Here is a 14240-nt window from a genome sequence, read left to right on the forward strand (position 1 = left end):
ATGTCACCTATCAGTTTAGCGTCTATTGCGCGTTTCGCACCGCGACCGCGTCGCCATGGGCCGGCAGGTCCTCGGCATTGGCAAGATTTATCACGTGAGCGGCCACTTCGCCCAGTGCCGCCTTGTCGTAGTTGATTACCTGGATGGCCTTCAGGAAAGTGTTCACATTCAGGCCCGAGGCGTGCAGCGCCGTGCCGCTGGTTGGCAGCACGTGATTGGAACCTGCGCAGTAGTCGCCCAAGGACACCGGAGCGTAGGCGCCGACGAAAACGGCACCGGCCGCGGTGATGCGGGCGGCGGTGGCTTCCGCGTCGGCCACCATGATTTCCAGGTGCTCGGCAGCGTACGCATTGCACACCGCGATGCCCTGGTCCAGGTCCTTGACCAGGATGATGGCAGACTGGGCACCCGACAGCGCTTCGGTCACGCGGGCCATGTGCTTCGTGGCGGCTACCTGCTTTTCAAGTTCCTTGCGCACGCCCGCCGCCAGGTCTAGCGAATCGGTTATCAGCACGGCCGCAGCGTTGGCATCGTGTTCTGCCTGCGAGATCATGTCTGCGGCGACAAAGCCCGGGTCGGCTCCCTGATCGGCAAGGATGGCAATTTCCGTGGGACCTGCTTCAGCATCGATTCCCACCACGCCCTTCACCAGGCGCTTGGCGGTGGCCACGAACACGTTGCCCGGGCCGGAGATCACGTCCACCGGTTCGATGCCTCCGCGTTCGTCGTTAGGCACCTCCACCCCGTAGGCGAACGCTGCAACAGCCTGGGCGCCGCCCATGGCGTGCACCTCATCGATGCCCAGCAGCTTGGCCGCAGCCAGGATGGTTGGGTGCGGCAGGCCGCCAAATTCCTTCTGCGGCGGGCTGGCCAGGGCCAGCGAGCTGACCCCGGCAGCCTGGGCAGGCACTGCATTCATGATGACCGAGGAAGGATAGACCGCCAGGCCGCCTGGGACGTACAAGCCGACGCGGCGCACCGGGACCCACCGCTGGGTGACGGTTGCACCGTTGGCGTAGCGGACTTCGGCGTCGTCTGGGTGCTGGGCCTTGGCGAAGACGCGGGCGCGGTCAATGGATTCTTCCAATGCCAGGCGGACCTTCGCGTCCAGTTCTTCCAGGGCACGGTCCAGTTCGTGCTGCGGCACGCGAGTGTGTTCCAGCTCGACATGGTCAAAGCGCTTGGACAGGTCCTTGAGCGTCTCCATGCCATGGGCGCGCACATCGTCGATGATCTGCTGCACTGCGTCGGCAGCGGTCTGGGAGTTCACCGCCGGGCGGGGCAGCTTGGCCTTCAGCTGCGCGTAGCTCAGGGATTCGTTGCGCCAATCGAGGGTGGCGAGTGCCGAGAATTCAATTTCTGGAATAGTGCTCACCTTCCTAGTTTAACGCTGATGGCCGGGGAAGGTTTTATTAGTTACCTTCCCCGGTCATCGGGTCGGCCATTGGGGTTCCTACACGTCCAGGCAGTGCGGGCCGAGCAGGACCTTCAAATCGCCGAACAGCGCGGGGTTCGGGTTGACCCGGAAGTTCATGCCCAGGCGCATCAGCGAGGTGCCGCGGCTACCGGTGAGCTTGACCCGCACCTCGGTGTTGCCGCTGTGCGTGCGCAGCACATCGCCGAGCTTCTGCACCAGGGTTTCGGTGGCCTTGTGGGTCGGGATGCCGATGACTACCGGTCCCCCGTTGGCATCCTCAGAAATTTCCGGGATCATCATTTCCTGGGCGTTCAGGGTGATCGAGCCGTCATCGCGGCGCTGCACGCGTCCCTTGACCACCACGATCAGGTCATCGGCCAGGACCTCGGCGATCGGCTGGTAGGCCTGGCCGAAGAACATGACTTCCATCGAGCCGGAGAGGTCCTCGATCTCGCAGCGGGCATAGGGGTTGCCGCTCTTTTTGGCGATGCGGCGCTGCAGGCCGGAAATCATGCCGGCGATCGAAATGATGTGGCCGTCCTGCGGGCCGTCGTCCGAGAGCACGTGCGTAACCGGCATATCTGCGTACTGCTCCAGTGCGGAGCCCAGGCCCTGCAGCGGGTGGTCGGAGACGTACAGGCCGAGCATGTCGCGCTCGTAGGCCAGCTTTTCCTTCTTGTCCCAGTCAGGAATGTCGGGGATCGCCACATGCATCGACTCGGAGGATTCCTCGGCACCCAGGGCACTGAACAGGTCAAACTGGTTGGCGGCCTCGTTGCGCTTGACCTGGATCACCGAATCCACGGCTTCTTCGTGGATGGCCACCAGTGCCCGGCGCGGATGCTTCATGGAGTCGAAGGCGCCGGCCTTGATCAGCGATTCAATGGTCCGTTTGTTGCAGACCACGGCAGGGACCTTGCCCAGGAAATCGTTGAAGTCGCTGTAGTGGCCCTTCTCCGTGCGGGCTTCGACCATGCCAGCTACCGCGTTGGTGCCGACGTTGCGGATCGCGCCCATGCCGAAGCGGATGTCCTTGCCCACCGGGGTGAAGTTCAATGCCGATTCGTTGACATCCGGCGGCAGCACGGTGATGCCGATGTGGCGGCACTCGTTCAGGTACAGCGCCAGCTTGTCCTTGTCATCGCCCACCGAGGTCAGCAGCGCGGCCATGTATTCGGCAGGGTAGTGCGCCTTGAGGTAGGCGGTCCAGTAGGAGACGACGCCGTAGGCCGCCGAGTGGGCTTTGTTGAACGCGTAATCGGAGAAGGGCAGCAGGATGTCCCACAGGGTCTGCACGGCCTGATCGGAGTAGCCGTTGTCGTTCATGCCCTGCTTGAAGCCGGCGAACTGCTTATCCAGCTCGGCTTTCTTCTTCTTGCCCATGGCGCGGCGCAGGATGTCTGCCTGGCCCAGCGAGTAGCCGGCCAGCTTCTGCGCAATAGCCATAACCTGCTCCTGGTACACGATCAGGCCGTAGGTGCCACCGAGGATTTCTTCCAGCGGCTCGGCGAGCTCCGGGTGGATTGGGGTGACTTCCTGCAACCCGGTCTTACGCAGCGCATAGTTGGTGTGCGAGTTGGCGCCCATGGGGCCCGGGCGGTACAGCGCGATCACTGCGGAAATGTCCTCGAAGTTATCCGGCCGCATCATCTTCAGCAGCGAACGCATCGGGCCGCCATCGAGCTGGAACACGCCCAGGGTATCTCCACGGGCCAGCAGCTTGTAGGCCTCGGGGTCCTCGATGGTCAGGGTTTCGAGATCGATTTTCTTGCCGGTGTTGTACTCGATGTTCTCCAGCGCATCGGAAATGATGGTGAGGTTGCGCAACCCCAGGAAGTCCATCTTGATCAGCCCCAGACCTTCGCAGGTCGGGTAGTCGAACTGGGTGATGACCTGGCCATCCTGGATACGGCGCATGATCGGGATGACGTTGATGATCGGGTCCGAGCTCATGATCACGCCGGCGGCGTGCACGCCCCACTGGCGCTTCAGCCCTTCCAGTCCCTTGGCGGTCTCGAAGACGCGTGCCGCTTCCGGGTCATTTGCCACCAGGTTGCGGAAATCGCCGGCTTCGGAGTAGCGCTTGGATTCCGGATTGTCGATGTCGTTGAGCGGGATGTCCTTGGCCATCACCGCCGGCGGCAGCGCCTTGGTCAGGGATTCGCCCATGCTGAACGGGTAGCCGAGCACGCGCGAGGAGTCCTTCAGCGCCTGCTTGGTCTTGATCGAGCCGTAGGTCACGATCATCGATACGCGCTCATCGCCGTACTTTTCGGTCACATACTTGATGACCTCGGAACGGCGGCGATCATCGAAGTCGACGTCGAAGTCGGGCATGGAAACACGCTCCGGGTTAAGGAAGCGCTCGAAGATCAGGCCGTGCCTCAGCGGGTCGAGGTCGGTGATGCGCATGGCGTAGGCGACCATGGAGCCTGCACCGGAACCGCGTCCCGGGCCTACGCGGATGCCGTGGTCCTTGGACCAGTTGATGAAGTCGGCCACCACCAGGAAGTATCCGGGGAAGCCCATCTTGATGATGACGTCCAGCTCGTAGTCCGCCTGCTTGCGCGACTCTTCCGGGATGCCGTTCGGGTAGCGGTAGTGCAGTCCCTTGTCGACTTCCTTGATCAGCCAGCTGGTCTCGTCCTCCCCCGGCGGGCAGGGGAACTTCGGCATGTAGTTGGCGTTGGTGTCGAAGGAGACCTCGACGCGATCGGCGATCTCCAAGGTGTTGTCGCAGGCTTGCGGCAATTCCTTGAACAGCTCGCGCATCTCGCGCGCCGACTTCAGGTAGTAGCCGGTGCCGGAGAAGGCGAAGCGGCTGCCGCCCTGGTCGTAGGTGGGCTCGTCGAGCGTGGAGCCGGAGTTGATGGCCAGCAGCGCTTCGTGGGCCTTGGCATCGGATTCATGGGTGTAGTGCAAGTCGTTGGTGGCCACCAGGGGAATGTCCAGTTCCTTGGCCAGGCGCAGCAAGTCCTTGGTGATGCGGCGTTCGATCTCCAGACCGTGGTCCATGATCTCGCAGTAGTAGTTTTCCTTGCCGAACAGATCCTGCAGTTCTGCCGCGGCGGCCTTGGCAGCGTCGTACTGGCCTAGGCGGAGCTTGGTCTGCACTTCACCCGAAGGGCAGCCGGTGGTGGCGATGATGCCTTCGTGGTGGTCGTTGAGCAGTTCGCGGTCCCAACGGGGGTATTTGCCGAACACGGAGTCCAGCGAGGCGCGGGAAGAACCCTTGAAGAGGTTGTCCATGCCCTTGTTGTTGTACGAGAGCAAGGTCATGTGGTTGTAGAGGCCGCCACCGGAGACGTCATCACCCTTTTGGGATTCGTCGGTGCGCCATTTCACGCGGGTCTTGTCATCGCGTGCGGTGCCGGGGGTGACATAGGCTTCGACACCGATGATCGGCTTGACGCCGGCGCCGGTGGCCTGGCGCCAGAAGTCGAAGGCACCGAACAGATAGCCATGGTCGGTAATCGCCATGGCTTCCATGCCCTGCCGGTTGGCTTCAGCGAAGAGTTCGCCAAGCCGCGCCGCACCATCCAGCATGGAATATTCGGTGTGGGTATGAAGATGGACAAAACCGTCACGTGTAGCACTCACCCAACCAGTCTAGCGATCAATCCTGGCCTTGGGCTCACCTCGGCGCGGTGCTGTGGCTATCGCGACACAAGGTGCTGCTGGCCAGTGGCCAGCAGCACCTTTGAAGTTAGTATCCGCCGTCGCGCAGCAGCTCTACGGCCCCTGCCAGATCCGCAGGATATTCGCTTTCATATTCCATCCACTGGCCGGTCACCGGATGGGAAAAGCCCAGCCGCATGGCATGGAGCCACTGGCGGGTCAGGCCCAGGGCGGCCCCCAGCTTGGGATCCGCACCGTAGGTCTGGTCTCCGGCGCAGGGATGGCCGAAGGCCGAGAAGTGGACACGGATCTGGTGAGTTCGTCCGGTTTCCAGATGCACCTCGACCAGCGAGGCCCGGCCGAAGGCTTCGATGACCTTGTAGTGGGTGACCGAGTCGCGTCCGCCTTCCAGGACGGCGAACTTCCAGTCGTGGCCCGGATGGCGTCCGATCGGCGCGTCGATGGTGCCCTCCATCGGGTCGGGCAAGCCCTGCACTACCGCGTGGTAGATCTTCTTCGGGGTGCGTTCCTTGAAGGCGCGCTTCAATTCGGTATAGGCGCGTTCGGTCTTCGCCACCACCATCAGGCCGCTGGTGCCCACGTCCAGGCGGTGCACGATGCCTTGGCGTTCGGCTGCACCGGAAGTGGTGATGTTGTACCCCTCGGCTATGAGTGCGCCGACGACTGTCGGGCCGACCCAGCCTGGGGATGGATGGGCTGCGACGCCCACGGGCTTGTCGATGACCACGTAGTCATCGTCGTCCGCGACAATCTTCAGCTCTTCCACTTTCTCAACCTTAATTTCTAATGGGTCTGCTTGCGGCGGGATGGTGACAACCAGCCGGTCGCCCGCCTTGATTTTCAAGGATTTGCTAATGGTCCGCCCGTTGACCTGGATCTGCGAGTCCTTGCAGAGGCTAGCGGACAGGGTTCGCGGGATCTGCAGGGATCGGGAGATATAGGCATCGAGGCGCGTGCCGGCATCGGCTGGGTCGACAAGCAGTTCGTGAATGGCGGTTTCCTTGGAGATCATGCGTTTGGTTCTGCTTCGCCCTTATCCGACTGGTCCTTCTTGGGAGGATCGCCAATGCTGCCATCCAGGTTGCGGCCGCGGATGAGCATGTACGCCACGGCGATCATGGAGCAGACAATGAACGAGTCGGCGACGTTGAAGATAGCGAAGTGGTTGACGGACAGCATGTCCACCACGTGCCCGAAACCGAAACCAGGTTCACGGAAGAGCCGGTCCACGACATTGCCCAGCACGCCACCGAGCAGGCAGCCCAGAGCGATGGCCCAGCTTCTGGCGAGCACCTTTCGGAAGAGCAGGTAGATGACATAGATCGCCGCAGCGGATTGCAGGATCGCAAAGACGATCGTGAAGTCTTCGCCAATTGAGAACGCGGCACCGGGGTTCAGGATGTAGTGGATGTTGAAGAACCCGGGAATCACTTCGATCGACTGGCCAAGCCGCATGTTCTGCTCAACGATAATTTTGACCGATTGGTCCAAAACCAGTGCGATCACAGCGAGCACAAGGCCAAGGCCTACGTATTTCCTGGCCTTAGCGTCCGTGCTCCCGGATTGAACTGCGTCCACAGTGGTACCCATGATTTCCTCTTAAACGTCAACGGTGGTGACCGGAGTAAATCCGTACACCACCGTTGATCTTACTTGATAGCTGGTTCAAGCCATGAACTGTCAGCGACTAGTTGGTCTTGCCTTCTGCGCCAGCATCGATCGAACCCTGGGACTCAAGGTCGCGCAGCTGTCCTTCGATGTAGGTCTTCAGGCGAGCACGGTAGTCGCGTTCGAAGCCGCGCAGCTGCTCGAGCTTGCGCTCCAGTACCGACTTCTGCTGCTCAAGTGCCGAGAGGGTCTTGCGGCTCTTCTCTTCAGCGGTGGTGACCAAGGCGTTGGCTTCGGTCTTCGCTTCGGAGATGATCTTGTCGCGCTGCTCGACACCGGCAGCGACGTATTCGTCGTGCAGGCGCTGAGCCATGGACAGCACGTTGGCGGCAGATTCTGCGGATTCGGTGTGCGGAGCTGCAGCTGGTGCCGCTGCTGCTGCCGGAGCTGCAGGTGCCTTCTCTGCGGCAGCTGGCTTGGCTTCGGCCTTCTTTTCCTCGCCTGGCTTGGCAGCCGGGGTTTCTGCCTTTGCTGGCTCTGCAGGCTTGGCTTCTGCCTTCTTCTCTTCAGCTGGCTTTGCAGCAGGAGTAGCTGGAGCAGCCGATACCGGCGCCGGAACAGCCTGTTCCTTCGATACTGAACCCGCATCCTCGCCGAGTTCGGCAAGGCGGCTGCGCAGAGCCTCGTTCTCACCGGTTAGACGACGCAGTTCCACAACGATTTCGTCGAGGAAGTCATCTACCTCGTCTTGGTCGTAGCCTTCACGGAACTTGGTCGGCTGAAACCGCTTATTGACTACGTCTTCTGGCGTCAGAGCCATTGGGTCACCTCAATACTGGGATCATTTCCGCACGACCATTGTCTTGCCTTGCGAAACACTTACCGTTTTTGTCAGTGTCGCGACCGGTGAAGTCGGAGCACCATTTCCTAAAGGATATAACGATTTGGACAATTATTACGAAATCGAGCTTTCGCGCGAGTCTCTTATTCTCTGAATCTACAGCTTTTGACTGTTCAGGACAATCCCCGTGAAGCACGGAAATGACCTAATCAGATCCCTGTACTGAGCCCAAGGTTGCCTACCACCGCTTTAAGAATGATTACGACGATAAACAACACAAGAAACGACAGGTCAAGGCGGATTCCGCCTAGATCCAGGGGTTTGATCTTCCGGCGCAACCAACGCAGCGGAGGATCGGTAATCGACACGATTGCACTAGCGACAATCAATGCGATGCCTTTGGGTCGCCAATGGCGAGCAAAGCTTTCCGTTACATCCAACACAATTCTCATCAAAAGCAGAATCTGGAGGATGGCTAACGCGAGATAGATGATCCCGAACACCATTTTGTGCGTTTGCTCCTGGTGTCTTAGCTCTGGTTAAAGAAGGTTGCTTGCGCTTCGGACTGCTTGCGATCTTCACCGAGAACTTCAACGGTTGCCGGCGAAAGCAGGAAGACTTTGTTCGTAACTCGCTCGATGGAGCCATGCAGGGCGAAAACAAGACCCGCCGAGAAGTCGACGAGGCGCTTGGCATCGGTTTCACCCATATCGGTGACATTCATAATCACCGGGATGCCGTCACGGAAGTTCTCACCGATGATCTTGGCATCATTGTAAGAACGAGGGTGGACGGTAGTAATCTGACGCAATTCGGAATCCTCATCCCGTACTGAAGGGGCACGCTTAATAGGTGTGACCGGAGCACGGTATTCCGTCTCTGGTTCTCTAGCTTGAGTTTGCGGTGCAGCCGGCCTCGCGGCAGGCTGTGGGCGTGGGGCTTCGGCAGGTCGCTTCGGAGCAGTGTCCTCAACCACCCGAACTTGGGTTTTGGGCTCAGCGTTTTGTGTCTGGGTCTCGTCCTGCTCGACGGCATCCGCCAAGCCGAGATAGACCATTGCCTTACGCAGTCCGTCAGCCACGATGTTTCTCCTCGTTTATCCCATGCATGCAACCCCATTGCATGCTTCCGCTAACTTCGACGCTACCGCACAAAATAATGCTTGCATCGTTCATTCGTTCAATTATTGGCGGTGTGTCGCGCACGCCTACGCAGCGGTCCAGATGAGGCCGGCAAGGCGTCCGGAACTGCGTAAGCGTCGGTAGGAATAGTAGTTCTCGTCTTCCAAAGTGCAGACCCCGGATTGCCGGACGTCGACTCCGAGTCCGCGCAGCTCATCTTCGGCTGATGCCGGAAGATCCAGTCCCGGAGTTCCCCAGCGCGTCGCGGTGCGAATCCCGGGTCGCAACTGCTCGGATTCCTGGGCCATATCTTCGGGAACTTCATAGCATCGCCCGCAGATCGATGGGCCAATCACAGCTTCCATCACATCGGCACCATGAGCCCTCAAAGACTGGACGGTATTGGCCAGAATCCCGTCGAGCAGACCGCGCCGCCCGGCGTGGGTCGCCGCGTTCAGGGTCTGCCCGCTTTGCGAGTTCCGGCCAACGAACAGAACCGGAAGGCAATCGGCCACCATTACCGCCAGGGGTTGGGCACCCGTGGCGTCCAGCAAGCCGTCGCAAGTTGGCGCTGCTGGTTCCAGCCAGGACGTGCGTTGCACCGGCTGCAATTCATGCACATCGGCGGAGTGCACCTGGTTCATGAAGTTCAGCGAGAAGCGTCGAACCCCGATCAAGTCTTCCAGCCTGGCCCGGTTCTCCGCCACGAGGCGGGGATCATCGTTCACATGCAGGGCGAGGTTGCCCTCGGCCTGCGAAGTGAATGCCAGTTGGATGCTCGGATCGAGGTTCGACGCGAAATGTAGCACTGCTCAGCTTCTTGCTGTTTTTACTTCAGGAAGTCCGGGACATCCAGGTCGTCGTTCGAGCCGTTCAGGTCCGAGTCGACAACATCTGGAAGGTCCTGGAAGGAGCTGGACTGCTCTGTGGCAGCTGGCTTCTCCTGGGCAGCCAGGGCTGGCTTCGCAGCTTCGGTTGGAGCCGGTGCCGGGGTTTCAGGAATGCTTGCTGGCACCTGTTCGGCTGGGCGCGAGGACACAGCTGGCTTTGCTGCGGCCGGGGCCATTGGCTTGCTGGTGACATCTGGCTCGTCGAAGCCGGCAGCAATCACGGTGACGCGTGCTTCATCGCCCAGGGCGTCGTCGATGACGGCGCCGAAGATGATGTTGGCTTCCGGGTGCGCGACTTCCTGCACCAGACGTGCAGCTTCGTTGATTTCGAACAGGCCGAGATCCGAGCCGCCCTGGATGGAGAGCAGGACGCCATGGGCGCCATCGATGGAAGCTTCGAGCAATGGCGAAGCGATAGCCAATTCCGCCGCCTTCACTGCGCGGTCTTCGCCCCGCGCCGAACCGATGCCCATCAATGCCGAGCCTGCGCCCTGCATGACGGACTTCACGTCGGCGAAGTCGAGGTTGATCAGACCCGAGGTGGTGATCAAGTCGGTGATGCCCTGAACACCCGAGAGCAGAACCTGGTCTGCCTGGCGGAATGCGTCCAGCACCGATACGTTGCGGTCCGAAATGGAGAGCAGTCGATCGTTGGGGATGACAATGAGGGTATCGACTTCGTCGCGCAGGGCTTCGATGCCCGACTCGGCGGAGTTCGCACGACGACGACCTTCGAAGGTGAATGGACGGGTGACAACACCGATGGTCAGCGCGCCGAGCGAGCGGGCGATGCGTGCCACGACAGGCGCACCACCGGTACCGGTACCGCCGCCTTCGCCTGCGGTCACGAAGACCATGTCGGCGCCGCGCAGGACATCTTCGATTTCTTCTACGTGATCTTCCGCTGCCTGGCGTCCCACATCCGGGTTGGCGCCAGCGCCCAGGCCACGAGTCAGTTCGCGTCCTACGTCCAGTTTGACGTCGGCATCACTCATAAGCAGAGCCTGGGCATCGGTGTTAATGGCGATGAATTCTACGCCCTTGAGACCGACTTCGATCATTCGATTGACTGCGTTTACACCGCCACCGCCGATTCCGACGACTTTAATGACCGCGAGGTAATTCTGTGGAGCTGCCACGTCCCGCTTCCCTTGTTAGATGTGCTACATATTTCACGACTCCAGCCAAAAACCTTAACCTTTAGCCTTAAGGTTAATAATCTGTCAAGCTGTCGTTATTAGAAACGCTATGAGTCGACTGGTCTTTCTGCAACGACCGCCTAGGCGTGTCGCTTATTCAAGACTATCTTTCCAGAATTTCTTGGCTTATTGGTCTTCCCGCGCCCAGAGCGCCGCGACTTAATACACCACGGGATTTTCCGGATTGGTGACGTCGATTGTCGTCTTGGCCGCATGCTTTTTCTCGAGCTCTTTCAAGAAAATCAGTGCAACTTCATTTTTCAGGGCCGCCTTCTTCGCGTCTCCCCAAATCAACGTGCGGTTCTTCGGCAATGCCAACTCGGCAAAGCCGGCCTTGGACAGCGATGCGGTTGAAACTTCCTCGAGCACTTTCTTGTCAATCGTGCTCAAGATACCGGTCAGCAGCTTGAACTGCTCAGCATCGGCAGTGACGTCACTGGCCTTAATCTTGGGAAGCTTGTCCTTGTCCTTCTTGCCGACGGTGCGAAGCTTCTTGCCTGTCTCGGAAACCAGGTATTCCTTCTTGCCCTCCAGCAAGATCGCCACCGGCACGGCTTCGATCACCTCCACCACCAGGGTATTGGGCATCTGCGCCTTGACCACGATCTCGTCGATGGCGGGCTGGTCTCCGATGAGCTCTTGGACCTTTGCTTCGGAGATCCGCGGCAGCGGGGTGCCCTTCAGCGGTTCCAAGGACTCCCCCAACTTCTTGGAATCCACCAGTTTGGTGCCGGTGACCTCAATCTTCTTGGCAGCGATCACCGGCGAGAAGCTCAAGATCAGAACGGCAGCGAGGCTGAGCACGACAATGCACGCCGCGACAATAATCAGGATCTTGCGCCGCTTCTTCTCCGGGTTCTCCGGAAGTTCTACGACTTTTGCTGCTTCACCCATGGATCACCTTGGTAGACGGATTGGGGCCGATCGCTGCGGCCCGGGACTCTGGACGGAAGTTGTCAGCTCAGGGACTTCACGATGTCTGGACCGAGTGCGGTAACGTCTCCAGCGCCAATGGTCATGATGACATCGCCCGGCTCGGCCTGCTCGACCGCATGCGCTACCGCGGCTGCCGGAGCCAGAACCTGCGACGGGACTTCGATGCGCGAGGCAATCAATTCGCTGGTCACGCCTTCGATCGGCTCTTCACGTGCCGGATAGATATCCAGCACCGCTACCGAATCGGCCAAGGACAGGGCCTGCGCAAATTGGCGGTAGAACTCCTGGGTGCGGCTGAACAGGTGCGGCTGGAAGACCACGTGCAGCCGGCCGTTGCCTGCCACGGTGCGGCCTGCGGTCAAAGCAGCCTGCACTTCGGTTGGGTGGTGCGCATAGTCGTCGTAGACCCGGACACCAGCAGCCTCGCCCTTGAATTCGAATCGCCGGGCTGCACCGGAAAAGCTGGAGAGCGCCTGTAGCGCGTCGTCGACATCCACGCCTGCATCGATGCCGACCGACAGCGCGGCGGCGGCGTTGAGCAGATTGTGCTGGCCGGGCACTGCCAGATCCATGATCCGGCTCTGTCCGCTGCCCCATTCGATGGTCGCGGTGAACCGGCCATCCTCGGTGGCGCGGGCGCCGGACAGCCTGCGGTCGGCATGGTCGCTGAACCCATAGGTCTGGACCCGGATATCCGGGCGGTCCGTACGCATCTTGTGCGCCAGGGCATTGGCTCCTTCGTCATCGGCGCAGCAGATCAGCAGTCCGTCGGATGGCAGCAGCCGGGCGAAGTCGGCAAAGGCCTGGTGCACCGCCTCAGCGGTGCCGTAGTGGTCCAGGTGATCGGCCTCGACGTTGGTCACGATGATGACTTCCGGCCGGTAGTTGAGGAAGGAGGCGTCGGATTCGTCGGCTTCGGCCACGAAGTAGGATCCGGCACCGAGTTCGGCGTTGGTGCCCAGGCTTGGAATGTTCGCGCCGACCGCGAAGCTTGGACGTGCGCCGATGGTCTTGAGCATGTGCGCGGTCAGCGACGTGGTGGTGGTCTTGCCGTGGGTGCCGGCGATGGCCACGATCTTCTCGTGGCCGCGCATGGTTTCTTCCAGGCCTTCGGAGCGGTGCAGGATGCGCAGTCCGCGACGCACGGCTTCATCGTATTCCGGATTGCCTACCTTGATGATCGAGGAAATCACCACGGTGTCAGCGTCGCCCAGGTTCGCGGCATCGTAGCCTACGTGGATGCGTGCTCCGCGCTCGCGCAGCCCGTCGAGCACCGGCAGGTCCTTGGCGTCGGTTCCGGAGACGGTCAGTCCGTAGTCGAGCATCAGCCGTGCAACCGCTGATACGCCAACCCCGCCTACACCCATCAGGTGCACCTTGCCCAGATCGGCGTTCAGTTCGTCGGCTCGCAGTGCCATGGTTCTAGCCTTCCTGACCCGCACGGCGGCGGGTTGAAACTTCTTCAATAATCCGTCGCGCCATGATCTGCGCGGCGTCGCGCTGCCCCAGTGAGGCGGCGGCGCGAGACATTTTTTCAATTTTATGCTGATCGGTCAGCAGATTGATGACATTTTCGGTGATATAGGACTTTGTGAATTCGGCGTCAGAAACCAGGACCGCTCCCCCGGCGGCTACCAGTTCACGGGCGTTGAGCTTCTGCTCGCCGTTGCCGATGGGCAGCGGGACCAAAACCGAGGCGGTACCGGCGACGGCCAATTCGCAGACGGTGCCTGCACCAGAGCGGCAGATCATCAAATCCGCGACTGCGTACGCGTAGTCCATGCGATCCACGTATTCGATCTGGGTGTATCCCTCATGGACGAGCAGCTCGCCAGCGGCATCGCGAACCTGCTTGCCGCGTCCGGTGATGTGGATGGTGTGGATGCCGGCTGCGTCCAGTTCGTCAAGGGACTGAGCAATGGCTGTGTTGATGCTCTGCGCTCCGGAGGATCCGCCGGTAACCAGCAGCACTGGCTTCTCGCCGCTGACACCGAAGTGCTCGCGGGCTGCCTCGCGCAGTTCCGCCTTGACCATGGTCGCCACGTTGGAGCGCATCGGCATGCCTACCTGCACCTCGCCGGGCAGTCCGGTGTTGGCGAACGTGGTTCCGACAAATGCAGCGTTCTTTGCGCCCAGCTTGTTGGCCATGCCCGCAACGGAGTTCGCCTCGTGCACGAAGATCGGCAGCTTCAGCTGCTTCGCAGCCAGGTAGGCCGGAGTGCAGACGTATCCTCCTACGCCCAGGATCGCTTCGGCCTTGGCGGCGCGCAGAACCTTCTTGGCGTTAGTGACCGCCTTGATGAAACGGAATGGGAACTTGAGCAGATCTGCGTTGATGCTTCGCGGCATCGGTGCCTTCGGAACAAATTCCAACGGGTAGCCGGCTTCGGGCACCAGCTTGGTTTCCAGGCCTCCGGGAGATCCCAGGGCAGTGACCTGTGCGTCAGGCTGCTCGGTCTTCACGGCATCAGCGATGGCCAGCATGGGCGAGATATGCCCGGCTGTTCCGCCGCCGGCGACCACTAGGCGAAGTGCTTCGCTCATCTATTGCTGTACTCCTTCGACCTGCAAGGGGCAGGATCAATGTCC

General features: G+C 60.7%; 12 protein-coding genes. All 12 read right to left on the reverse strand.

Translation table 11 applies throughout. The features are described from left to right. Positions 1-22: 22 nt before the first annotated feature. Positions 23-1375 (reverse strand): histidinol dehydrogenase, encoded by a 1353-nt coding sequence (hisD, locus tag ACLQ8T_RS10515; RefSeq protein ID WP_413454612.1) that lies wholly within the window; start codon positions 1373-1375, stop codon positions 23-25. Positions 1376-1453: 78 nt separating this feature from the next. Further along, positions 1454-4963 (reverse strand): DNA polymerase III subunit alpha, encoded by a 3510-nt coding sequence (gene dnaE / locus ACLQ8T_RS10520; protein ID WP_239543779.1) that lies wholly within the window; start codon positions 4961-4963, stop codon positions 1454-1456. A 160-nt stretch (positions 4964-5123) separates the two neighbouring features. After that, on the reverse strand, positions 5124-6068 hold the full coding sequence (locus ACLQ8T_RS10525) for an RluA family pseudouridine synthase (protein WP_204722449.1): 945 nt from the start codon (positions 6066-6068) through the stop codon (positions 5124-5126). Further along, complete coding sequence (gene lspA, locus ACLQ8T_RS10530; protein WP_413454613.1) at positions 6065-6646, reverse strand: signal peptidase II; 582 nt, start codon at positions 6644-6646, stop codon at positions 6065-6067. Before lspA ends, ACLQ8T_RS10525 begins: the two co-directional genes overlap by 4 nt. 97 nt (positions 6647-6743) lie before the next feature. Beyond that, a complete protein-coding gene (locus ACLQ8T_RS10535; RefSeq protein ID WP_204722451.1) occupies positions 6744-7484 on the reverse strand; it encodes a DivIVA domain-containing protein in 741 nt (246 codons plus the stop codon). 230 nt (positions 7485-7714) lie between these two features. Next, positions 7715-8011: a YggT family protein gene (locus ACLQ8T_RS10540; RefSeq protein WP_073706020.1), complete on the reverse strand. Its 297-nt coding sequence runs from the start codon at positions 8009-8011 to the stop codon at positions 7715-7717. 23 nt (positions 8012-8034) lie between these two features. Continuing rightward, the gene (locus tag ACLQ8T_RS10545) at positions 8035-8586 is read right to left on the reverse strand and encodes a cell division protein SepF (protein ID WP_038990516.1); all 552 of its coding nucleotides are present in this window, start codon (positions 8584-8586) and stop codon (positions 8035-8037) included. A 126-nt stretch (positions 8587-8712) separates the two neighbouring features. Next, positions 8713-9435 carry a laccase domain-containing protein gene (locus ACLQ8T_RS10550; RefSeq protein WP_204722452.1) on the reverse strand — a complete coding sequence of 241 codons (723 nt, stop codon included), beginning with the start codon at positions 9433-9435 and terminating at the stop codon, positions 8713-8715. Positions 9436-9455: 20 nt separating this feature from the next. Further along, on the reverse strand, positions 9456-10655 hold the full coding sequence (ftsZ, locus tag ACLQ8T_RS10555; protein ID WP_204722453.1) for a cell division protein FtsZ: 1200 nt from the start codon (positions 10653-10655) through the stop codon (positions 9456-9458). A 219-nt stretch (positions 10656-10874) separates the two neighbouring features. Further along, a complete protein-coding gene (locus ACLQ8T_RS10560; RefSeq protein WP_128470043.1) occupies positions 10875-11609 on the reverse strand; it encodes a cell division protein FtsQ/DivIB in 735 nt (244 codons plus the stop codon). A 62-nt stretch (positions 11610-11671) separates the two neighbouring features. Continuing rightward, positions 11672-13069: a UDP-N-acetylmuramate--L-alanine ligase gene (gene murC / locus ACLQ8T_RS10565; RefSeq protein WP_413454614.1), complete on the reverse strand. Its 1398-nt coding sequence runs from the start codon at positions 13067-13069 to the stop codon at positions 11672-11674. Between the two features lie 4 nt (positions 13070-13073). After that, positions 13074-14195, reverse strand: a complete 1122-nt coding sequence (murG, locus tag ACLQ8T_RS10570) for an undecaprenyldiphospho-muramoylpentapeptide beta-N-acetylglucosaminyltransferase (RefSeq protein WP_204722455.1) — start codon at positions 14193-14195, stop codon at positions 13074-13076. Between the last annotated feature and the right edge of the window lie 45 nt (positions 14196-14240).

Origin of the sequence: Glutamicibacter sp. FR1 (assembly GCF_047300825.1) — a bacterium.
Lineage (GTDB): Bacteria > Actinomycetota > Actinomycetes > Actinomycetales > Micrococcaceae > Glutamicibacter > Glutamicibacter nicotianae.